Annotated in this window: 17 protein-coding genes; 9 read left to right on the top strand and 8 right to left on the bottom strand. The window is 47.6% G+C overall.

What is annotated here, in order from left to right; genetic code table 11:
* Window positions 1–116 precede the first annotated feature (116 nt).
* Window positions 117–2966, top strand: a complete 2850-nt coding sequence (locus FCU94_RS08530) for a DNA translocase FtsK (protein WP_176288112.1) — start codon at window positions 117–119, stop codon at window positions 2964–2966.
* A 221-nt stretch (window positions 2967–3187) separates the two neighbouring features.
* On the opposite strand, the gene dsbB is transcribed toward FCU94_RS08530, so the two are convergent.
* Window positions 3188–3709, bottom strand: coding sequence for a disulfide bond formation protein DsbB (dsbB, locus tag FCU94_RS08525; RefSeq protein ID WP_176288111.1), 522 nt, complete (start codon window positions 3707–3709; stop codon window positions 3188–3190).
* Window positions 3710–3804: 95 nt separating this feature from the next.
* Entirely contained in the window at window positions 3805–5394 is a 1590-nt protein-coding gene (gene nhaB, locus FCU94_RS08520; RefSeq protein WP_176288110.1) for a Na(+)/H(+) antiporter NhaB, read from the bottom strand.
* A 669-nt stretch (window positions 5395–6063) separates the two neighbouring features.
* Here nhaB and fadR point away from each other — a divergent pair.
* A complete protein-coding gene (gene fadR / locus FCU94_RS08515) occupies window positions 6064–6903 on the top strand; it encodes a fatty acid metabolism transcriptional regulator FadR (RefSeq protein ID WP_176288109.1) in 840 nt (279 codons plus the stop codon).
* A 248-nt stretch (window positions 6904–7151) separates the two neighbouring features.
* Here fadR and FCU94_RS08510 read toward each other — a convergent pair whose 3' ends face one another.
* Together FCU94_RS08510 and FCU94_RS08505 are read right to left on the bottom strand one after the other, a co-directional pair.
* Window positions 7152–8324 carry a DUF1887 family protein gene (locus FCU94_RS08510; protein WP_176288108.1) on the bottom strand — a complete coding sequence of 391 codons (1173 nt, stop codon included), beginning with the start codon at window positions 8322–8324 and terminating at the stop codon, window positions 7152–7154.
* Between the two features lie 143 nt (window positions 8325–8467).
* Window positions 8468–10459: a methyl-accepting chemotaxis protein gene (locus tag FCU94_RS08505; RefSeq protein WP_176288107.1), complete on the bottom strand. Its 1992-nt coding sequence runs from the start codon at window positions 10457–10459 to the stop codon at window positions 8468–8470.
* 223 nt (window positions 10460–10682) lie between these two features.
* On the opposite strand from FCU94_RS08505, the gene hinT reads away from it, so the two are divergent.
* The 7 genes from hinT to FCU94_RS08470 all read left to right on the top strand — a co-directional run bounded on the left by hinT (window position 10683) and on the right by FCU94_RS08470 (window position 16739).
* A complete protein-coding gene (gene hinT, locus FCU94_RS08500) occupies window positions 10683–11033 on the top strand; it encodes a purine nucleoside phosphoramidase (RefSeq protein ID WP_176288106.1) in 351 nt (116 codons plus the stop codon).
* 104 nt (window positions 11034–11137) lie between these two features.
* Window positions 11138–12532 carry a hypothetical protein gene (locus tag FCU94_RS08495; protein WP_176288361.1) on the top strand — a complete coding sequence of 465 codons (1395 nt, stop codon included), beginning with the start codon at window positions 11138–11140 and terminating at the stop codon, window positions 12530–12532.
* Window positions 12529–12918, top strand: coding sequence for a YcfL family protein (locus FCU94_RS08490; protein WP_176288105.1), 390 nt, complete (start codon window positions 12529–12531; stop codon window positions 12916–12918). Before FCU94_RS08495 ends, FCU94_RS08490 begins: the two co-directional genes overlap by 4 nt.
* 29 nt (window positions 12919–12947) lie before the next feature.
* On the top strand, window positions 12948–13538 hold the full coding sequence (lpoB, locus tag FCU94_RS08485; protein WP_176288104.1) for a penicillin-binding protein activator LpoB: 591 nt from the start codon (window positions 12948–12950) through the stop codon (window positions 13536–13538).
* A gap of 30 nt (window positions 13539–13568) precedes the next feature.
* The gene (locus FCU94_RS08480) at window positions 13569–14423 is read left to right on the top strand and encodes a phosphotransferase (RefSeq protein ID WP_176288103.1); all 855 of its coding nucleotides are present in this window, start codon (window positions 13569–13571) and stop codon (window positions 14421–14423) included.
* A 100-nt stretch (window positions 14424–14523) separates the two neighbouring features.
* Window positions 14524–15063 (top strand): alpha/beta hydrolase YcfP, encoded by a 540-nt coding sequence (gene ycfP / locus FCU94_RS08475; protein WP_176288102.1) that lies wholly within the window; start codon window positions 14524–14526, stop codon window positions 15061–15063.
* A 386-nt stretch (window positions 15064–15449) separates the two neighbouring features.
* On the top strand, window positions 15450–16739 hold the full coding sequence (locus tag FCU94_RS08470; RefSeq protein ID WP_176288101.1) for an NAD(P)/FAD-dependent oxidoreductase: 1290 nt from the start codon (window positions 15450–15452) through the stop codon (window positions 16737–16739).
* A gap of 26 nt (window positions 16740–16765) precedes the next feature.
* Here FCU94_RS08470 and FCU94_RS08465 read toward each other — a convergent pair whose 3' ends face one another.
* From FCU94_RS08465 to FCU94_RS08450, 4 genes are read right to left on the bottom strand one after another with little or no spacing between them, the layout of a single operon-like run.
* Window positions 16766–17305, bottom strand: a complete 540-nt coding sequence (locus tag FCU94_RS08465) for a GNAT family N-acetyltransferase (protein ID WP_176288100.1) — start codon at window positions 17303–17305, stop codon at window positions 16766–16768.
* Between the two features lie 33 nt (window positions 17306–17338).
* A complete protein-coding gene (locus FCU94_RS08460) occupies window positions 17339–18124 on the bottom strand; it encodes a peptidoglycan binding protein CsiV (RefSeq protein ID WP_176288099.1) in 786 nt (261 codons plus the stop codon).
* Window positions 18125–18175: 51 nt separating this feature from the next.
* A complete protein-coding gene (gene mfd / locus FCU94_RS08455; RefSeq protein WP_176288098.1) occupies window positions 18176–21637 on the bottom strand; it encodes a transcription-repair coupling factor in 3462 nt (1153 codons plus the stop codon).
* Between the two features lie 7 nt (window positions 21638–21644).
* Window positions 21645–22211: a PilZ domain-containing protein gene (locus tag FCU94_RS08450; protein WP_176288097.1), complete on the bottom strand. Its 567-nt coding sequence runs from the start codon at window positions 22209–22211 to the stop codon at window positions 21645–21647.
* Window positions 22212–22272: the final 61 nt, after the last annotated feature.

The following is a 22272-nucleotide window of genomic DNA, read 5'->3' as shown; positions in this document are numbered from 1 at the left end:
TTGCCCTTGATATGGTTAAATCGATAGTCCGAGTAGCATAGCTGCTCGGACTATTTTTTTCTTATTATTCAGTTCCAACCTGGAACACGTCGCGTCATATAAAGATAAAGTTGGTTATGTTCAAAGAGACCAAAAATAAAGTGGAAACCATCATCAAAACCGGAGAAGACGCACAACCTTCTCGCCTCAACGGGCCGCAACGCCTTCAAGAGTGCACTCTTATTGTGGCCGTGCTTGCGTCGATTTTGCTCGCTGTCGCGTTATTGACGTTTAGTGCGGCGGATCCTTCTTGGTCACAGACTGCGTGGGGCGGCGAAATCAATAACGCGGGCGGTATCGTCGGTGCCTGGCTCGCTGATACTCTTTTCTTCACCTTTGGTTCACTGGCTTATGTTTTGCCAGTCGTTCTTAGCGTGGCCGCTTGGGCCATGTTACGAAAACGCGATGAAGATGACCCAATTGATTTGATGCTGTGGGGAACGCGTCTACTTGGTCTGACCATCCTGATTCTGACCAGTTGCGGCTTAGCGGATATTAACTTTGATGATATCTGGTATTTTTCGTCGGGAGGTGTGATTGGAGATGTTCTTACAAGCTTGGCGCTACCTACGCTCAACCTCCTTGGTACCACGCTGGTGTTCCTGTTTCTATGGGGGGCGGGCTTCACTTTATTAACTGGGATCTCGTGGCTGACTATTGTTGATTGGTTAGGGGAGAAAACCATCACGCTGTTCACTGCTTTGGTCAATAAGCTGCGTGGGCGTGACGATGAAGTCATCGTCGCCGAGCTTACTCACCAACAAGAATTCAATACTTTGCGACCTCAGCCGCAAGAAAAGGAAAGGTCACTTTCTGAGACAGAGGGGTTAGCGCCAGAGGCCGAGTCTCAAAGCAATACTCAAGCGCCAAGTCGCTTTAACATCCATATGCCAGAGGCGGCTGCGGACTCAAGCCAGATTGCAAGCGCTGCTGAATCTGAGCCTCAACCTTCTCTTCAACCAGATGTGGAGACAGAGTGCTATCAAGATTTGAATGCGACTATCGCAGAGCTAGAACAAGCGGCGCTGTGCCAAGGTGATTTGGTGTCAGAAGATGTTGCCTCACCTGCGCAAGATGAAGCCGTACCTTGTCCCTCTCTAGACGCGCAAGATGAGTTGCCACCGTCATCCGATTCGCTACCTTGGCATCAGGATACGGCAGAAGAGACGATCACTCAGCCTACGATCAGTGAGCACGATCTCGACCAGATTTCCACCGAAGTTGAACCTAAACACGATAATCAGCAGCCAACCATATCATCGTTTGATGTTGCCGATGAGATGGAAGAGGAGAGGGTTACTCAAGACCACGTCACTCCAGATCAAGATGCTGCAGCGCTGCATAATCTTGTCGAAGAAGCACAAGCCAAAGTTGCCGCGCAGCAGAATCCATTTTTGGTTCAGCAGGAGCCGAATCTCCCGAAACCTTCTGAGCCAATGCCAACGCTTGAGCTGCTTTATCATCCAGAAAAACGCGAGAGTTTCATTGATCGTGAGGCACTAGAGCATATCGCTCGATTGGTTGAGTCCAAACTGGCTGATTACAAAATCCAAGCCACGGTGGTGGATATTTTCCCCGGTCCCGTGATTACCCGCTTTGAGCTAGACCTAGCCCCAGGGGTTAAAGTGAGTCGTATCTCTAGTTTGTCGATGGATTTAGCTCGTTCGTTATCTGCGATGGCGGTGCGTGTCGTCGAGGTGATTCCGGGTAAGCCGTATGTGGGCCTTGAACTGCCGAATATGAGTCGACAAACGGTGTATTTCTCCGATGTGGTCGGCAGTCAGCAGTTTATCGACGCCAAATCGCCAACGACGGTGGTTTTAGGTCAAGACATTGCCGGAGAAGCGGTCGTGGCGGACTTATCAAAGATGCCGCACGTCTTAGTTGCGGGTACTACAGGCTCAGGTAAGTCGGTCGGTGTCAACGTGATGATTTTGAGTATGTTGTATAAAGCGACTCCCGAAGAGGTTCGCTTTATTATGATCGACCCGAAGATGCTCGAGCTGTCGGTGTATGAGGGAATCCCGCATCTATTATCGGAAGTGGTGACCGATATGAAAGATGCGTCAAACGCGTTACGTTGGTGTGTCGGTGAAATGGAGCGTCGCTACAAGCTGATGTCAGCATTAGGTGTACGTAATATAAAAGGTTTCAACGATAAACTGAAAATGGCCGCTGAGGCTGGTCACCCCATCCATGATCCACTATGGCAGCCGGGTGACAGTATGGATGAGCAAGCTCCACTGCTTGAGAATCTTCCCTATATCGTGGTCATTGTCGATGAATTTGCCGATTTGATGATGGTGGTGGGTAAGAAAGTGGAAGAGTTGATCGCTCGTCTGGCACAAAAAGCCCGAGCGGCAGGTATCCACCTTATCCTCGCAACACAGCGTCCTTCAGTTGATGTGATTACCGGTTTAATCAAAGCCAATATTCCAACGCGTGTCGCGTTTACCGTTTCGACTAAGACCGATTCACGCACGATTCTAGACCAAGGTGGTGCAGAATCACTACTGGGCATGGGTGATATGCTCTACTTGCCGCCTGGTTCTAGTCATACGGTTCGTGTCCATGGCGCGTTTGCGTCTGACGATGATGTACACGCGGTGGTCAACAACTGGAAAGCGCGCGGTAAGCCTAATTATATTGATGAAATCACCAACGGTGACCAGGGACCAGAAGCGCTGTTACCGGGCGAAAAAGCGGAAGCTGATGAGGAGATGGATCCACTCTTCGATCAAGTGGTTGAGCATGTTGTTCAATCCCGTCGTGGTTCGGTGTCGGGTGTTCAACGTCGATTCAAGATTGGCTACAACCGAGCGGCGCGCATTGTCGAACAGTTGGAAGCTCAGGGTATTGTCAGCGCGCCTGGCCATAACGGGAATCGTGAGGTATTGGCGCCTGCACCAGGTAGAGATATGAACTAACGAGATGGCCTGCGTGCCAGAAAAAAAGGGTTGACACATTGTGCCAACCCTAAATAATTTCTCGCTTCTCGCTTCTCGCTTCTCGCTTCTCGCTTCTCGCTTCTCGCTTCTCGCTTCTCGCTTCTCGCTTCTCGCTTCTCGCTTCTCGCTTCTCGCTTCTCGCTTCTCGCTTCTCGCTTCTCGCTTCTCGCTTCTCGCTTCTCGCTTCTCGCTTCTCGCTTCTATTTTTGCTGTTTGACAAACTGTGCCAAAACAATCACAGCCAATACCGCTAGGTTGCCTGCAAAAATCACGACTAGCCATTGTGGCATAGACAGAGTTAAAAACTGCCATACCACTTTGCTGCAGTCGCCATAGGCTTCAAACATCCAAGGTGCCCATTGGTTCAAAGGGGCCCAATCAGGGAATGTAACAAATAGATCGCATGTAGCAAAAGGCGACGGATTAAACTGATAGTCAACGTGCTGCATTGATAAGGCTAGACCTTTATAAGCGCTCGCTCCCCATAACCCAAGACCAAGCCAACGGAAGATTGGGCTTTGTGGTGCAATAAGTCCGACAAGCGCAGCGCCGCCAATGCCAAGCATGGCTACACGCTCGTAGATACACATGACACAGGGTGACAGCATCATCACATGTTGAAAGAAGAGCGCACACGCCTCGAAGAAAACCACGAACAGCAGAAGTAACGCCCAAGATAGGCGTCCTTTTGAAAATGAGTTGAGAGTGAAAAGAATGTTCACACTGATTCCCTGTAGTAATAAAAAAGCTCTGAGTAATCAGAGCTTTTTAGCGTGGAAAAGTTTCGTGAGCAACAAAAACTTTAGATTTTTAGCGATTAATGGCCGCTAGAGAGAGCATGAGTGACCTCACCGCTATGGTGTGCAATCCAACCCAAGTCATAAAACCATGCGGTCATGGGCTCCACAAAGAATACAATGCCGGTTAGACCTACCAGTGCGAGCACAACCGTGTATGGCAGCGCCATCACCACCATACGTCCGTAAGAGAGCCTAATTAATGGTGCCAATGCCGATGTCAGCAAGAAGAGGAAAGCGGCTTGACCGTTAGGTGTCGCAACAGATGGTAGGTTAGTACCTGTGTTGATAGCAACAGCGAGTAAGTCGAATTGGTCGCGGGTGATTTGGCCTTCGATCAAGGCTGTTTTGACTTCATTTATGTAAACGGTTCCGACAAATACGTTATCAGAAACCATTGAAAGCAGACCATTTGCAACATAGAACAGGGCCAACTGAGTGCCACTATCTTCGACATTAAGCACCATGTCGATAACAGGTTTGAACAGTTCTTGGTCGATGATCACAGCCACAATCGAGAAGAAAACGGCAAGTAGGGCAGTAAACGGCAATGCCTCTTCAAATGCTTTACCTAAAGAGTGCTCTTCTATAATACCGGTGAATGAGGTCGCAAGAATAATCACCGACAAACCAATAAGACCGACAGCCGCAAGGTGAAGTGCGAGACCCACGATAAGCCAAACGGCAATAATGCCTTGAACCCAAAGTTTGGCGACGTCTTGGTTAGTGCGGTTTTTACGCTCTTCGTTGTCGAAGTCAACTAAGATTTGGCGAACATTGTCGGGTAGGCGCGCGCCGTAGCCAAACACTTTGAGCTTTTCTACTAGCACACAGGTCATCAGGCCAAACACAAATACAGGGGCGGTAACAGGTAGCATGCGCACAATAAATTCGCCAAACTGCCAGCCTGCTTGGTCGGCAATGATCAGGTTTTGAGGCTCACCAACCATGGTCATTACCCCGCCTAGTGCCGTACCCACACCCGCATGCATCAGAAGTGAACGCAAAAATGCTCGGTAGTTCTCTAAGTCATCGCGTGTTAACTCAGAAAGGTGGTCGTCTTGAGTGTGATCATGGGCTGCGTGAGGGCCCTGACCTGAAGCCACTTTATGGTAGATCGCATAGAAGCCAACAGCGACACTGATGACAACAGCAATCACGGTTAACGCGTCTAAGAAGGCAGAAAGGAACGCTGCAGCAAAGCAGAAAGCGAGCGACAGCATGCTTTTTGAACGAATACCAAGCAGGATTTTGGTAAAAATGAACAGCAATAGCTGCTTCATGAAGTAGATACCTGCGACCATAAACACCAGTAGCAACAACACTTCGATGTTAGCGACCAGTTCGTGCTTAACTTGATCTGCACTGGTCATGCCAATGGCTATGGCTTCAATCGCCAGCAAGCCGCCTGGTTGCAGTGGGTAACATTTGAGGGCCATTGCAAGTGTAAAAATGAACTCAGCGACCAGCAGCCAACCCGCAGCAAATGGGTCAATCAGAAAGAAAACAATGGGGTTGATAACAAGAAATGAAACGATGGCAACTTTGTACCAATCTGGGGCTTTACCAAGAAAGTTCTTAATAAAAGCGTTTCCGAGTGACATCGGCATGATTTAGATACTCTTAATGTTGTTATAGATAGACACTACGCATGCTTGTATCCATTGTCGGGCATTGAGAGACAAATAGAAAAAACGAGAGACGTTTTTGCGTCGAAAATGAACCCGATGCAACAGTGACTTAGAAAAACAACATTCTGTTCACAACCATGTGGTCTTGCCAAGTCACTCCCTGAGAAAGACAAGCACTCCTTACTTCGGTCGCCACTCTACTCTCCAACAAAATTTAGTCAATTAGAAAATTAGAATAGCGATTCTGAACGCTAATTTTTGTTTAAAAACGCGATCAAAGTGGCGTTAAACAAGACTAATAGTTGTTAAAAGTGGGCGTTAGTGCAAGTAAAGTGGTGAAGATAAAGAATAAGAAAGAATATGTGATAATTCTGAATGGAAATGGAGAGTTAGTTTGCATTTTTTCAATCTAACATTTCACTCTTGAGGGTAAGCTTTACGGGGGGTAGAGGTGTTTACAACTTGTTAAAATGGCAAATAACTTGGTCTATTCATCGAATGTACAGCTAATAAATCCGTGAAAAGTTAGAGCTTTCACTCTATTGTGGTTTTGCGCCACGTTTACTGTCCGACAGTTTTCGATATCCAATAACTAGTGGTATGATGAGTTGCATTGGACCCATAAAGACAAGTTTGGATAATACATAAATGGTCATTAAGGCAAAGAGCCCTGCAGGATTCGCTGAAAAGTACATTATTGAAAGCATTTGGAAAGGGCGTTTCCCTCCGGGTTCTATTTTACCAGCAGAACGTGAGCTTTCTGAACTCATCGGCGTGACACGCACCACACTGCGCGAAGTGCTACAGCGACTTGCTCGTGATGGGTGGTTGACGATTCAGCATGGCAAACCAACCCGTGTAAATCAGTTTATGGAAACGTCAGGTTTGCATATCCTTGATACGCTAATGACATTAGATGCCGACAATGCCACCTCTATTGTTGAAGATTTGCTTGCGGCACGCACTAACATCAGCCCGATTTTTATGCGCTATGCGTTTAAAGCCAACAAAGACGCAGCGGAAAAAACCATTTCCAACGTGATCGAGTCCTGTGAGGCGCTGATCAAAGCTGACTCTTGGGACCAGTTTATGGAAACCTCTCCCTACGCCGACAAAATTCGTCAGCATATTAAAGACGATGGCGAGAAGGATGAAGCGAAGCGACAAGCTGCATTGGTTGCGAAAACGTTTAACTACTACGATTACATGCTGTTCCAACGCTTGGCTTTCCATTCCGGTAATCAAATTTACGGCTTGATTTTCAATGGCCTGAAAAAGCTATACGATCGCGTAGGAAGCTATTACTTCTCAAACCCAGAAGCTCGTCAGTTGGCGTTGACCTTCTATCGAGACTTGTTAGAAGTGTGCCAGACTGGTAATCGAGAGCAGATCTTGGTGGTTGTTCGTCACTATGGCATCGAGAGTGCGCAAATCTGGAATCAGATGAAAACGACCTTGCCAACGAACTTTACTGAAGATGACAGCTAATACCAAACGGGATAAATAGCTGATCAGATAATTGCGCAGGATAAATCGCTGAGAGCAAGGCATAGATTGCAGCTATCTAGTTGACCTAGCTACACCATTCCTTGAAAACAGAGCTATAACGCTGCTATCAGCGATTTTAACCAGTAAGAATGACCAGATATTTATGCTGTTTGGTATAACATTAGCAAAATTAAAAAACCGCCTTCGGGCGGTTTTTTTGTTGGTTTAGAATCGATAAACAATCGCTGTTAGCAGTCGGCACACTCGTCGTCGCTGCCTCCAGCCTCTTTAAACCATAGTGTAAGGTGGCGTTTGAGGTCTTTAAGTTCATCAGGACCAATCAGCGCCAGTCCGAGGTCTTCAGCACGTGTTATGTCGTTGTGGCGCAGAGGGCGGAAGCTCACCAGCATGGCTCGTGCTTGCAGTCCGCCTAACAGGTCTCTCAGCGATTCGAGCTTATACAGAGTGTCATCGCCATCGTCGCGCATGCCTTTGGTCTTACACTCGATGATGTGCAGCTTATTGTTGACTACCGAAGCGACATCAAGCTCGTTGCGCACTTCACGGTCACCGAGTTGACGATAAACCTGCACGTTGAGTGATCGATCTTGAATGGTTGGCATATCTTGTTGAATTTGTCGCACCGTACTATGAACCAAGGTTTCGAGCCATTCACCGTTTGAAAACCTGCGGGCGTCCTCATTGGCAAAAGTCAGGACGCCGTCTTGGTAGGTGGCAATGTCGGTTTCGACTAAGTCGTTCAGGAGAATATTGAGCTCTCGGTAACCTTGTTGCTTCTCTGATAAGGCGACATCCAAACGCTGCTCTTTACGGCAAGTCGTCGCCAAGTAGTTAAGCGTCGCCAGACCTGGCCCTAGTTCGAGTGCATTGCTTGCCCATCGTTCGCCCAGTTCATAGAGTTTTTGATCGAGAAGCGGAGGTAACTGGTGATCACTGAACTCGCCGCGTGCACCAAACACAGTTAAGTATTCGTCGATGGTGATTCGGTCTTGAACTTGTGTATCTTCATGGCCGTCAGGGTAAAGCCAACAAAGGCGGTCGCTGCTTGGCTCGACAACAAAAATTGGCCAGTGATAGCTGCGGAAAATCTCATACACAGAAAGTAGGCGATGGCGAAGACCGCAGCTGGCATTGAGTTTGACCTCTTCGCCGCGGGTTTTGAGATCCTCAGCGAGAGTGTAGATGGCTTGCTTAATTTTGGATGTGGTGGCGACGTTAGGTATTTCGAAAAACTCAGAGGTGATGTTTCTTTTCGCCAATACGCTGTGAAGGCGTTGATACATATCTTGCTGAGATTCGACGCCGATAAAAACAATGTGATTGCTGATCGTGCGGTTATCAAGCAGTGGCGTTACCAAGCGAATAGGATCTTGGTCGATAATGCCAACATGAACTGCCATATAAATTCCTCATAGTTGGCTTGCGAAAAGGGAAGAGAGAAGTAGGCAAGCCTATTAACCATATAATGACATGGGGAATAAAAAACAAGGGCGACTATAGAAAATAGTCGCCCTTGGCTAATAAATGACAGTCTGTTGACGGATCAAAGTTTAAATCTATGTACCAGCTCGCCCTGTTGGTTAGCGAGCGATGATAGGTTGCTGCTGGTTTGAGCGATTTGCGCCATTGCTTGATAGCTGCTATCTGCAATGAGATTAATTTCTTCAATATTTCGAGCAATATCACCCGTTGTTTCACTCTGCTCAGCGGCAGCCTGAGAAATATGACCACTCATCTGACTGATTTCTAGTATCAGGCCTTGGATCTCTTCCATCGCGCTGTTGGCGCTCGACGCTTGCTCAACCGACAGCTCCATGTCGTCCATACAGCTTTGTATCACTTTGTTTGCTGAAGAAGAGCTCGATTGCAAGTTGCTGATCATGCTCTCTATTTCACTGGTAGACTCTGTGGTTCTTTGTGCAAGCACACGCACCTCATCGGCCACAACAGCAAAGCCGCGTCCTTGCTCTCCGGCGCGGGCCGCTTCAATGGCCGCGTTGAGTGCCAGCAGATTGGTTTGTTCGGCGATGTTACGAATCACATCGAGAATGGTCCCAATTTGACTACTCATTGCTTGAAGATCTTTAACAGCATCTACCGACTCATTGAGGCGAGTCTCTAGTTGGTTGATGGTAGTAATGTTGGTGCCCATGATCTGACGACCGGACTCAGAGGCCTGCTCGACACGTTCAACCATCTGCTGTGAGCTCTGCGCACTTTGAGCAACTTCTTGCACTGAGTGCGCCATTTCGGTCATCGCGGTCGCGACATTGGCGGTTTGTTCACGCTGTTGACTGAGTTGGCTTTGCGCTTGAGAAGACGTTTGCTGGTTGGTGGTTGCCGTTTGCGTCAAATTGTCTGAGGCATCATTGAGCTTAACCAAGATCCCGTGAAGGTTATCTGCCAACGAATTAATGTGATTGCTGACGCGGCTAAATTCATTGTTGTAGCGAATCTCGATCCGCTGAGTCATATCGCCTTGAGTTAAGGATTCTAGCGTACCAAGGATACGGGTTAACGGTTCGCGCACGCTTTGCGCAATGTGATAGCCAATCGCCAATGCCATTAGGATCACCACGGCACCAATAGCGACCGAACGCACGACGCCTTGTTCGTAAACATCTCCTGCTTCGTTTAGCGATTCGGTTAGCCCTTGTTCTGCGTACTGGCTGAATGATTTCAGCAGTGCCATAGTGGCATCGACTTGTTGGGTCAGGTTAGCAATGTTGCCATACAGCGCGTCTTTAGCCATCAAGTAGGTATTGTGCTGATCAAGGACCCCGCCTTTTTGTCCAACGTCGCGGGTAAATTGCTGTACGGACTCGTCAAACGCTTTTTTGATCTCGGGCATTTGGGTAGTTAGACCACGATAAGCGTAGTTTAGGTGAGTAACGGCTTTTTTGTTCTTTGCCACAGCCTGCGAGACGAACTCAGTATCGCTGCTGGCAAGTGCGTCGGAGGTGGTGACTTCTGCGTCTTTCAGTTTAATAAAGTAGCTTTTTGCCATCACTTTGACTGAAATACTGCTCTGATCATCCACATACTCTTTCATGCCGACACTCAGCTCTGAATGAAGGCGTTGAAACTGGCGTGTCGACTTTTGAACTTTCGCTTGTGCTTCAAACATCGCGCGGTAGTTAGCCATCGCTTGCTCCGCTTCAGCAAAATAGCTCACTTCCATCTGTTTGAGCTCAGCGATGGATTGTTCCAGTTGCGCTTGACCGATACTGACTTGTTCTAGGGCTTGCAGTTGGCCAGTGTAAGCTTCCTTCATCGTAGAAAACTGCGCAGCCAGCTGGTCCATGCGCTCAAAGCTTTGGGTGGTGAGAAAGTCTTTGAACAGTTTGTCGGCAGATAGTAAAGCGACGCTGGTTTGATTCGATTGATTGACAAGTGGCAATGAAGTGTTTGATACATCTTCGAAGTTAGTGTGGATCTGTTGCATTCCTCGCATCATCATCAGTGTTGTGACGATGAACATAATAATGATCAATGCAAAGCCAGCGTACATACGCCTAATCACTGAGCCCTTCATAGATCTCTCCCTATAATTATAATGTCTTAAAAAAGTAACAAAAAGAGGACCATTGTATTGATAGCGAGACACGCATTTTATGACGCACAATACAAAATTGATTATTGATAGATTGGTGTTTTGTGATTAATTGATGTGAACACTGTTTTTATTGTGATTTTGCGAAGCTTGACGCATACTCGAAGCGACAATTTTCCTCTCATCATTCTCAATGGAGTGCTTCATGGCCGAAGAAACCATTTTCAGCAAAATCATTCGCAAGGAAATCCCCGCAGACGTCGTGTACCAAGATGATTTGGTGACAGCTTTTCGCGATATTAACCCTCGTGCGCCGAGCCATATTTTAATCATTCCCAACAAGTTGATCCCAACGGTGAATGATATCGAAGAAGACGACGAGGTTGTTATGGGGCGCATGTTTGTTGTCGCGCGTAAGTTGGCGAAGGAAGAAGGTATCGCTGAAGACGGCTATCGTTTGATCGTTAACTGTAATCCTCATGGCGGGCAGGAAGTGTACCATATACATATGCATTTAGTGGGTGGTCGACCACTTGGTCCAATGCTAATGAGCTAATCACGTTTCGTGAACTCAGCTCTCGATAGATTGTCATAGAATGACATTATGAAAAGCATGACTTAAGTTGTGTCATGCTTTTGGTTATCAACTTGGGGTACGAAGTGCAAACACACATTCGACTCGCTCTGATTTTAGGGAGCACGCTTGTCCTTTCCGCTTGCGCTAACTTCTCAGCGGGCAATCTCTTTAGTCACTACAGCGCTCAAAACAGTGAGTTGCATCTAGCGTTAAAAAACGGGGACTATATTGCTGCTGAACAAGCGCTCCACGAAAGTGTCGCAGGCGATATTTTAGATAATTTCGAAAAAGGTCGAGTGTTTTTGCTCAATCAAGACTATGTGTCGAGTCAGCAAGCCTTATCGGCAAGTGATGACGCGGTACGTGCTCAACAAGACTTGGCGACTCTCTCTATTTCTGAAAGTGCACAAAGTTTGTCGGCTTTAGCGGTCAACGACAACCTTAAATCTTACCAACCTGCGGACTATGAACTTGGCTTTCTTCATCTGTATCTAGGCTTGAATTATATCTATAACAACGATTTAGATGGTGCTTTGGTTGAGATGCGTCGCGCAAATCAAGTTCAAGAACGCGCGCGAAAAGAGCGGGAAAAAGAGCTCCAATCGGCGCAAAATCAAATGCAGCAACAAGGGCTGACGCCCAATCTCGGTAGTGTATTATCGAATTACCCCGACGCAGGTCAGACGCTACAAGCGGTACAAAATGGCTACTTGCTGTATCTCTCTGCACTGTTGTATGAGGCGGATGGCGATTTAAACAGTGCTTATGTCGATTATCGACGAGCATTGGCGGTGATGCCAGACAACGCACAAGTCATTGATGGCACCTTGCGGGTGGCTAAGCGACTGTCAATGGTCGAAGACTTGGCGAAGCTAGAAAAACGCTATGGTAACGCCCAATATTTAGCGCGAGATCTTAGCAGAGTGATCGTCATTGATGAGCGTGGTGTCGTCGAAGCTTTGCAAGGTTGGCGACAAGCTTTACCTTTATATGACAGTGGTGGGAATGGTGCGTTGTATTCTATTGCGCTGCCCTATTACCCACCATCTCAGAGTGAAGCGGCTGCTCAACTAAAGTTAAATGGTTCGCCGCTGACGGAAAGCCAGCTCGCAGATGTCAACCTGATGGCACAGCGAGACTTATCTGAACGCATGCCATCTTTGGTCTTACGTCAGGCATTACGTGTATGGGCGAAAGATGAGTTGCGTCGTCAGGCCGCCAAAGAGGACGATGTAGGTAACCTATTATTTAACGTTTGGAATACCTTGACGGAGCAGCCCGACACACGCAGCTGGTTGTCACTGCCCGCTGAGGTTTACAGTGCCAGCATAGAAACCGAGCCTGGTGAACAGACGCTGCAAGTCGCTGACCAAAAATATACATTTACTGTTGAGCCGGGTCGCACAGCGCTGGTTTGGATCGCTCGGCAAGGCAGTAGCTCAATCATTTGGCATAAACAGTTAGGAAACATACGATGAAAAAATGGCTTATTTCAGCAGTTATGGCATTAACCCTGCTAGGTTGTGCAGAGAACACGGCAGGTTTGCGTATCGATGGCGCCTCTCAAACGGTAATTTTCGGTGACAACGTGTTAGCCCGACGTTTGATCATTGACGACATCACAACGAGTGAGGTAGATGGACGAGCGCGTGGCGTGGTGCGACTTGTCAGTAATTATTCGGGCGACCAGTCGGTTCAATACCGCTTTTACTGGTATGACGAACAAGGATTGGAAGTGAACAATAAACTGGGACCGTGGCGTCAGGCGATTATCCGTGGTACCGAAGAAATTTCGATTTCTGAAGTGTCGATAAATCCTAATGGTCGTCAGTTCCGTGTGCAGATTCGTCAATTGGATCAATAATTAATAGTAACTAGTTTGAGGAAACAACAATGAATAAAGGTGTGATTGCGCTGCTTGGTTTAGCGGTAGTGCTAGGCGGTTGTTCAAATCAAGTCAGCTATGGCGATGCCCAAGCGGTAGAAACCACAACCATCGATTTTGGTTCGACCGATTTACAAAAAATCGCCAGTGAAATGGTCGACAGTATGATGATGTCGGGATCGGTTGCGGCGATTACTCGTGACTCGCGCCCAATTGTTTTTGTTGAACGTATCAAAAATAAGACCAGTGAACATATCGATACCGAGTCTATCACTGATACGGTAAGCACTAAGATGTTGAATTCTGGTAAGTTCCGTTTTGTGGATATGGACAGAGTTGAGTCCGTTCGCGACCAGCTTAACTTCCAGAACAACGATGAGTTAGTGAATCAAAGCACGGCGATTCAGTTCGGTAAAATGGTCGGCGCTCAGTACATGTTGTACGGTAACCTGTCCAGCATTGCGAAAAACGCCGGCAGTGACAAAGACGTGTATTACAAAATGACCATGCGCTTGATGGACTTAGAAACTGGGTTGATCGAGTGGGCCGATGAGACCGAAATTCGCAAGCAAGAGTCGAAGAGCTTTCTAGGGCTATAACCCAAACAGAGAATAGGGAAGAGGTGTACGATGGCAAGAATGTCATGGGATGAAGCAACACAGCTCGACCGCTCATTATTGTCGCTTGAGCACTTCTTTTCTGTTCCTCCTTGCTATGCACAAACGCTCACCGGAGGACTAACCAACCGCTGTTGGAAAGTGGTGACCTCTGAGGGCTTGTCTTACGTGTGGCGACCGAATACCCCCATCACCAAAGCTTTTTCCATTTCACGCTTTCAAGAGTATCAAATATTAGCGGCTATTGAGTCTAGTCATATTGCGCCGAAAGCCATTTTCATCAACGATCAAGGCCTGCTGGTGGATTGGGTCGAAGGGCAATCGTTAACCAATGAGCTGTCGTTTGATTCACTACTCAAAGCCATGATCAAAATTCACGCCTTAGATACAAGCCGTGTCCCGGTCGCACCGTTTAATTTTACGGCTAGGGTCGATCACTACTGGATGCAGTTAAATGAAGCGTATCGCTGTGAACCTTATCAATCTATCTATCAGCGATGGCGCAGTGTGCCTAGCTTAGCTGATGTGGGGCATACCCTATGCCACTTTGATTTAGCGGGTTACAACATGGTCAAAACCGAAAGTGGTAACAAAGTGATTGACTGGGAGTATGCCGCGATCGCCGATCCTCGGCTGGATTTAACCTTAAGTATCGATGTGATGGAGCAAAAACCCTTGGAAGCCGTGTATCGGTATTGTCAGTTACGCGAAATAGACGGTGTGGATGATTGGGTTGAAGGTGTGATGGCATGGCAGCCACGTGCAACCATGATGGCGATGCTATGGTATTTGTTGGCCTATCAGTTATGGGGCGATGACCAGTACTTAGTTCAGGCGCGGTGTCTACAAGAGACATTTTGCAGCTAAGATCACTGTTTCAAAGCTTGAGGCCAGATATATCAAGTCACTGGCTTTTAAACCTTAGTATTCGTGGTAGATTTAAAGCACAAGGATCGGGGGATTTACGATGATTATTTATTTACATGGTTTCGATTCAACCAGCCCAGGAAACCACGAGAAAGTGCTGCAACTGCAGTTTATTGACGATGATGTCCGTTTTATTAATTACAGCACACTGCATCCCAAGCACGATATGCAACACTTGTTGAAAGAGGTGCATAAAGTGATCGAACAGTCTGGTGATAAACAGGCGTTGATCTGCGGTGTTGGCTTGGGTGGTTATTGGTCAGAGCGGATTGGTTTTTTGTGCGGTATCAAACAGGTTATTTTTAACCCCAACCTACATCCAGAACTGACGATGCAAGGCCGTATTGACCGACCTGAAGAGTATGAAGATATTGCCACCAAGTGTGTATCGGAGTTCAGAACTAAGAATAAGGGACGTTGTTTAGTCGTGTTGTCTCGACAAGATGAGGTACATGATAACCAAAAAACGGCGGCTGAGTTAGAAGACTATTACGACATCATTTGGGATGATGTTCAGACACATAAGTTCAAAAAAATATCTCAACATCTCCAAACGATGAAAGCGTTTAAAAACAGTTAAGCGCGATCAACTGAGTAAGAAAAGCGACATTGTAGCCAATGTCGCTTTTTTTGTTGCTGGTTATCTTAGCGAGTAAATAGTTCAACGATATGTGTAATCTTTGGTTGCGTACGCTGGTTTGACCTATATAATGAACTCACTACAAATTTTTTGATAAATATCAAAAAAAATTGAGAGCGAGTACCAACTTGCCCAGATTAAGTGCTGGTATCAATGCCAGTTTTTGAGTGATTTACTCTTTTATCCAAATAAGCGTGTCGATAATTGAACCTCTAGGTTGACACCTGAGGCGGAGCCGACTCCGCAGGTGACCCCAAAATTCAGAATTCCATCAGGACGATTCGTCGTCTTGAGTCAATTTAAAATTAGTTTTGAGGAAAGTTGCTGTGACACGAATTATCGTAGTAGGCGGCGGTGCAGGCGGTCTTGAGCTTGTTACCAAACTAGGCCGCACATTAGGCCGTAAGGGACGTGCTAAAGTCACGTTAGTTGACCGTAAGGCAAGCCACTTATGGAAGCCACTTCTGCATGAAGTAGCGACGGGATCGCTTGATGAAGGGGTCGATGCGCTGAGTTATCGCGCGCACGCGAAAAACCACCACTTTGACTTCCAAATGGGCAGTCTTCAAGATATCGACCGTGACCGCAAAGTCATCAAACTGCATGAGCTCAAAGATGAACAGGGCGAATTGCTAATGCCAAGTCGTGAGCTAGAGTATGACATTCTTGTCATGGCGATTGGCTCCACGTCGAATGACTTTAATACCCCTGGTGTTCGTGAACACTGTATTTTCCTTGATAGTCCAGAGCAGGCGCACCGCTTTCGTACCGAAATGAACAACCAGTTCCTTAAGTTACACGCTAAGAACGGTAACGGAGCGGTTGATATTGCTATTGTGGGTGCTGGTGCTACTGGTGTTGAACTTTCGGCAGAGCTTCACAACGCCATTAAAGAACTGCGCACTTACGGCTTTGGCGATTTAGACTCAAGCAAACTCAACGTCAACTTAGTCGAAGCAGGGGAGCGTATTCTTCCTGCCCTACCGCCGCGTATTTCAGGTGCTGCGCACCAAGAGCTGACTAAGTTAGGCGTGAACGTACGCACCGCGACCATGGTGACCAAAGCGGAAGCCGATGGTCTAGTGACCAAAGAAGGCGATAAGATCCCGGCTCAAATTATGGTTTGGGCCGCAGGTATTAAAGCGCCAGACTTTATTAAAGATTTGGCCGGTCTTGAAACCAACCGTATCAATCAATTGGTCGTGAAAGAGACGCTACAAACCACGCGCGATGACGATATTTTTGTTATCGGTGATCTGGCACAGTGCACGCAAGCCGATGGCAGCTTTGTTCCACCGCGTGCCCAAGCCGCTCATCAAATGGCAAGTCGTGCGTTTTCCAACATTGTTGCTAAGTTGAACGGTCGAGAACTTAAGCCATACATCTACAAAGACAAAGGCTCGTTGGTTTCGTTGAGTCGTTTCTCAACGGTTGGTAGCTTAATGGGTAACCTGACCAAAGGGTCGATGATGGTTGAAGGTCGTATTGCTCGAGTGGTGTATATTTCACTCTATCGTTTACACCAAATGGCGCTGCACGGTGTGTTTAAAACCGCGTTGATTATTTTGATGGGGCGCATCAACCGGGTCTTGCGTCCAAACCTAAAACTGCATTGATAAAGAGAGCGCTTCGGCGCTCTTTTTTATTGAGGAATCACCGAGTAAACCATTCCCGCTTTGGGCTTTCCTGCAAAAATAAAACGATTTTTCGCGCAGCACTCAAATTGAGCACCACACGCTTCAATCAGTTTTTGGCTGGCGATATTCTTAGGATCGCAGACGATTTCGACTCGTGTGAGTTTGAGTTGTGCGAAACAGAACTCTAGCAATGCTTGGACTGCTTTCTTGGCGTAGCCTTTGCGTTGTGCATTGTCAGCGATCCAATAGCCAATACTCGCCATATTGAAGGTGTGGTACAGCTCATTGATAGCGACCATTCCGACCAGCTTGCCCGTCTGACGACAGAATACCCCAAATCCGTAGGCATCGCCTTTGACCCAGTTAAGCCGAGTGGCTAACAGAAACCGCTCAGCGTCCTCAATGGAAAACTCACTGTGACACCAGTCAATCCACTGATGCAAACTTGGCGACTGGGCAATACAGCGCTGAAACTCGGCGCTCTCAGTAGCGTCAATCAGGCGTAAAACAAGCTGACGGGTAATAATTTGATAGTCTGGGCTCATAAGATAAAAAGCCCTCAGAAAGAGGGCTATTCGCTACTGATTGACTCGACGAACCTGAATGATTAGGCCCATCAATGGGTGGTCAAGATAATGGGTTTCTGTGCTGCGCATGCGACGTTTTTGGTCGAGGCGGTAGCTCTTGAGAAACTCTTGCTTGACGACGGTCGGTGAAATTTCTTCCATCAAACCGACTTGAGTGGTTGAATCTGTGAGCGCTGGCGCACTTTCAGTTGACGCTTGCGCCGTTAACTGAGGTTCACGCTCTCGTAAGCTAACATTGCGCACGCTTGGGTGTTTCAAGTCTACTTCAACATCGGCATAAAGGTAGTGCTCTACGTAGACCTGTAACTTACCGTCTAACTCGTAAAGAGGCTTAGGAATGCTCTCTTCGGTGACGCCATCGAGGATTTGGTTGGAGCTATCACCTCGCATTGAGCCATCGGTATTGAACAGACTTGAGTAGTCTCTGCCGGCCTGTACATGGAAGGTCGGTGCGCCAAAACGGCCTTGATCTCCTTGACGCCAAGCTTTGTGCATCAAGACTTCAAAACCAGCATGCTGATTAAGCTTTTGGACTTCGCCAGTCAACTGATACTCCGAGTAGGGCAGCATCTGAACCCCTTTGCTCGCTCGAAAACTGGCATCGGCAAAAGAGCCTGCGCGCTCTAGATCAATCGCAGGTAAACGGTTGGGCCAAGACTCTGAGGTTTGCTCGGCATCGACCGCTCGCTTAAAAATGATCACTTCGATATCAAATTGACGCTGTGCCATCGACGGCATTGCAACTAGCAGTAGCAACAGCGGGATCAGTTTCTTCATTACAACTCCATGGTAAAGGTGGTCTACACCTTTGGTTTTATTAAGAGACGGTTAAGCCTTAGGCAATAGATTCTGCTGGAACTCTGCCAACATATCATTCACAAACTGGATGCGTTTGCGTCTATCGACTAATGGTATCGTAAACTTGAACTTAGTGGGGCCATCCATCGCGAATTTTTGTGGCTGAGACTGCAATAGTTTAACCAAATACATCGGGTTAATGTCAGCATCTGGATAGAATTCGATGTAGCCCCCTTTGTCGTGCGCTTCTACTTTCTTAATTTTTAAGCCAGCCGCGGTGAGCTTCAGTTCAGCGACAGAGAGCAAGTTTTTCGCGGCATCTGGTAACAGTCCAAAGCGGTCGATCAGTTCGATTTTTAGCTCACTGAGATCTTCGCTACTAGTGACACTGGCGATCTGTTTGTACATAGACAGTCGTGTGTTGATGTCTGGGATGTAGTCATCTGGAAGCAGTGCAGGGAGGCGCATTTCCACTTCGGTTTGTTCACGAAGTAGCTCATCCAAAGAGGGCTCTTTGCCCTCTTTAAGCGCTTCAACGGCTTGTTCGAGCATTTCCATATAAAGGGTAAAGCCCACCGATTGAATCTGCCCGCTTTGTTCATCACCGAGCAGCTCGCCTGCGCCGCGAATCTCAAGGTCATGCGTTGCGAGCGTAAAGCCAGCGCCCAAGTCTTCTAAAGAGGCGATGGCATCAAGGCGTTTAATGGCGTCTTTCGTCATCGCTTTTGGGTGCGGAGTGAGTAAATAGGCATACGCTTGGTGGTGCGAACGACCGACACGGCCACGTAGCTGGTGCAACTGTGCCAAACCTAAGTTATCCGCTCGGTCCATGATAATGGTATTCGCTGTTGGCACATCAATACCGGTTTCGATAATCGTGGTACACACCAATAAGTTGAAGCGTTGATGATAAAAATCATTCATGATGCGCTCCAATTCGCGTTCGCGCATCTGACCGTGAGCCACAGTAATTCGCGCTTCAGGAACCAGTTTCTCGAGGTCGGCAGCGACTTTTTCAATCGTTTCTACTTGGTTATGTAAAAAGTAGACTTGACCGCCGCGCATGATTTCCCGTAACACGGCTTCGCGTACAACGGCATCGTCTTGCTGGCGAACAAAGGTTTTGATCGCTAAACGACGCGCAGGCGGGGTGGCGATGATCGACAAATCGCGCATACCACTCATCGCCATATTGAGAGTACGTGGAATAGGCGTTGCCGTTAGGGTAAGAATATCGACATCAGCGCGCATCGCTTTCATCTTCTCTTTTTGGCGCACTCCGAATCTGTGTTCTTCATCAACGATCAGCAGTCCAAGATCTTTGAACTTAATGTCATTCGACAGCAGCTTATGAGTACCGACGACTAAGTCGACTTTGCCGTCTTCGATATCCTGTAGCACCTGTTTCTGCTCTTTGGCGGTTTTAAAGCGAGACAGAACCTCGACGCGAATAGGTAGATTGGCAAAGCGGTCACGGAAGTTTTCAAAATGCTGCTGAGCAAGCAAGGTGGTCGGTACCAATACCGCAACCTGCTTACCATTGTCGGTGGCAACAAAGGCGGCGCGCATTGCCACCTCCGTTTTACCAAAGCCCACATCGCCACAGACTAGCCTATCCATGGCTTTGGCTTGGCACATGTCTGATAAGACGGCGTTTATTGCCATTGACTGGTCGTCGGTTTCTTCAAACGGAAAACCCGCTTTGAAGGTGGCGTATTGACCACGATCGAGTGCGAATTTGTGTCCGGGTTTGAGCTCGCGTTTAGCGTAAACGTCGAGCAGCTCGGCAGCGACATCACGTACTTTTTCCGCGGCCTTGCGACGAGCTTTAGTCCAAGCCTCGCCGCCCAGTTTGTGCAGTGGAGCTCCGTCTTCCGCACCGCCAGAATAGCGGCTAATTAGGTTCAGCGAGGCAACGGGCACGTAGAGTTTGGCGTCATTTTGATATTCAAGCGTCACATACTCGGTCGTCATCCCGCCGGCTTCAAGCGTTTGTAGACCAACGTAACGACCTATACCGTGATCGATATGCACCACAGGCTGACCGGGTTGCAGTTCTGCCAGGTTACGAATGACAGCGTCACTGTTAGTGCTCTTGCGGTCTTTACGACGACGTTGGATAACGCGATCACCCAGTAGGTCACTTTCACAAATCAGTGCAATTTGATCATCGCCATAGATAAAGCCATGTTCAGCAGCACCTAACACCAGACTGAATTTATGCTGACCTGTCACCGCATCGGTAAAGCTCTGTACCGAGTCGGGTCTGAGCTTGATGCGTTGTAGTAATTCTAACAGCGCTTCGCGTCGGCCTTCTGATTCGACCGAAAAGACGATTTTTCCACTAAAGCTTTCACTAAACTGGCGTAAAGCGGCCATTGGCTCTTTATTTTGGTGCTGAACGGCTAACTCGGGTAACGCAGAAAGCGCTAGGTTACTTCGACCTTGTTTGGTATCGATGGTTGTCGAAAATAAACAGTTCTTCGGTAGTCGTTTAAAGTGGCTAAACAACTCATCTTTTTTCAGCCACAGTTCATTTGGCGGTAAAAGGGGACGCAGCGGATCGACTTTACGTTGGTCGTAACGATACTCGACATCAGCAAGAAAGGTATCCATTGCTGACTCAATGTCACCAACGGTTAATAGCTGGGTGTTGTCTGGGATATAGTCGAACAGTGTCTCAGTGTGTTCGAAAAACAGCGGTTGCCAATATTCAATACCAGATGGCCAAGTTCCTTTGGAAACTTGCATATAGACCGATTCAGGTTCGCGCCGCGCTTCGAAACGCTGACGCCAGCGAATACGAAAGTCCTCAATGGCTGAGTCGCTGGTGGGGAATTCATGCGCAGGCAGTAAGCGGATCTCTTGCGTGTCCTCAATCGAACGCTGGTTGTCGGGATCAAACGTTCGAATCGTATCAATCTCATCATCAAAAAAATCGATACGATAAGGGCTGGTCGCCCCCATTGGATAAAGGTCAAGGATCGAACCGCGACTGGCATACTCACCCGGGCCAAAGACTTGGTCGACGTGACGGTAGCCTGACTTTTCCAATTGGATGCGCAGTTTCTCTAGTGAGAACAAGTCGCCGACTTTTACCATTAATGTATGCTGTAGCAAGAACTCACGCGGCGATTGACGTTGCAACAGGGTACTTACCGGTACGATTGTTATCCCGTCCGTTAGCGTTGGCAATTGATACAGGCGAGCAATTCGATCTGAGATAATTTCTTGATGAGGGGAGAAATTATCATACGGTAAGGTTTCCCAGTCAGGGAAAAGCGCCACTTCTTGTCGAGTAAACTGCTCAATTTCTTGTTGCAGTTTGAGCGCGGTTTGCGGGTCGGGTACCGCCAACAGGGTATGGGCGTCATGATTATCGGCAATGTCAGCGATGGCTAAAGCAAGCCCTGCGCCGCGAAGGTTGCCAAACTGTTTTTTGTCTCCTGCACCGCTGGCGGAAACGAGGTTGAGTAGTGATGTATTGGGCATAACGTATTTATCGGTCTCGCTCTAGCGAGCGTTGACGAAGTAATTTTTGTTGTTGGAATAGGGCCGCTTTGATCAGTAAGTCTTGGTCGACATCACGAAGCAGGTCATATTTGATGGTGATGAGGTAAGTGTCCTCATTGTGCTCGACGTTAACGACGTGACCATAGCAATAAATAGCCGCCGCTGGATGGTCTAGGAACAGCTTGACACGAACCTGAGTCTCAAGCGCCAATTCTCTCGCTGACATGTAAGTAAACTGACTGGCACCAAAAGCATGGGTTTTATAACGTAACTGCTCATCGTCTTGTTGAGAGAGCATAAACGTCAGCAGCAGGTTGAGCTTAGAGTTCTGGGTGTCAAGCAGTTGGATCACGTGTTTAAACTCGTTATTTTTTAACTCGTTACGAGCACTGTCATTCAAGAGATCAAGGTGACTGAACTCACTGGCCACGATAAAAGGCGCAGGAATCTCGCTTTCAAATTTTTCTATGCTGGGCAATGCGCTTCCTTGTGGTAAGGGCTCGACGTTGACGGTCATAGTGTGATTGACAGTAAAGTACTCTTGGTCAGACATGCTTGATTCCTTCTGCTTATAGCATTGATTATCGTTATAGCTGTCAAGTAATCAAGCTATC

The sequence above is a fragment of the Vibrio sp. JPW-9-11-11 genome, from assembly GCF_013369335.1.
Lineage (GTDB): Bacteria > Pseudomonadota > Gammaproteobacteria > Enterobacterales > Vibrionaceae > Vibrio.
This window is presented reverse-complemented; position numbering and strand designations above follow the sequence as displayed.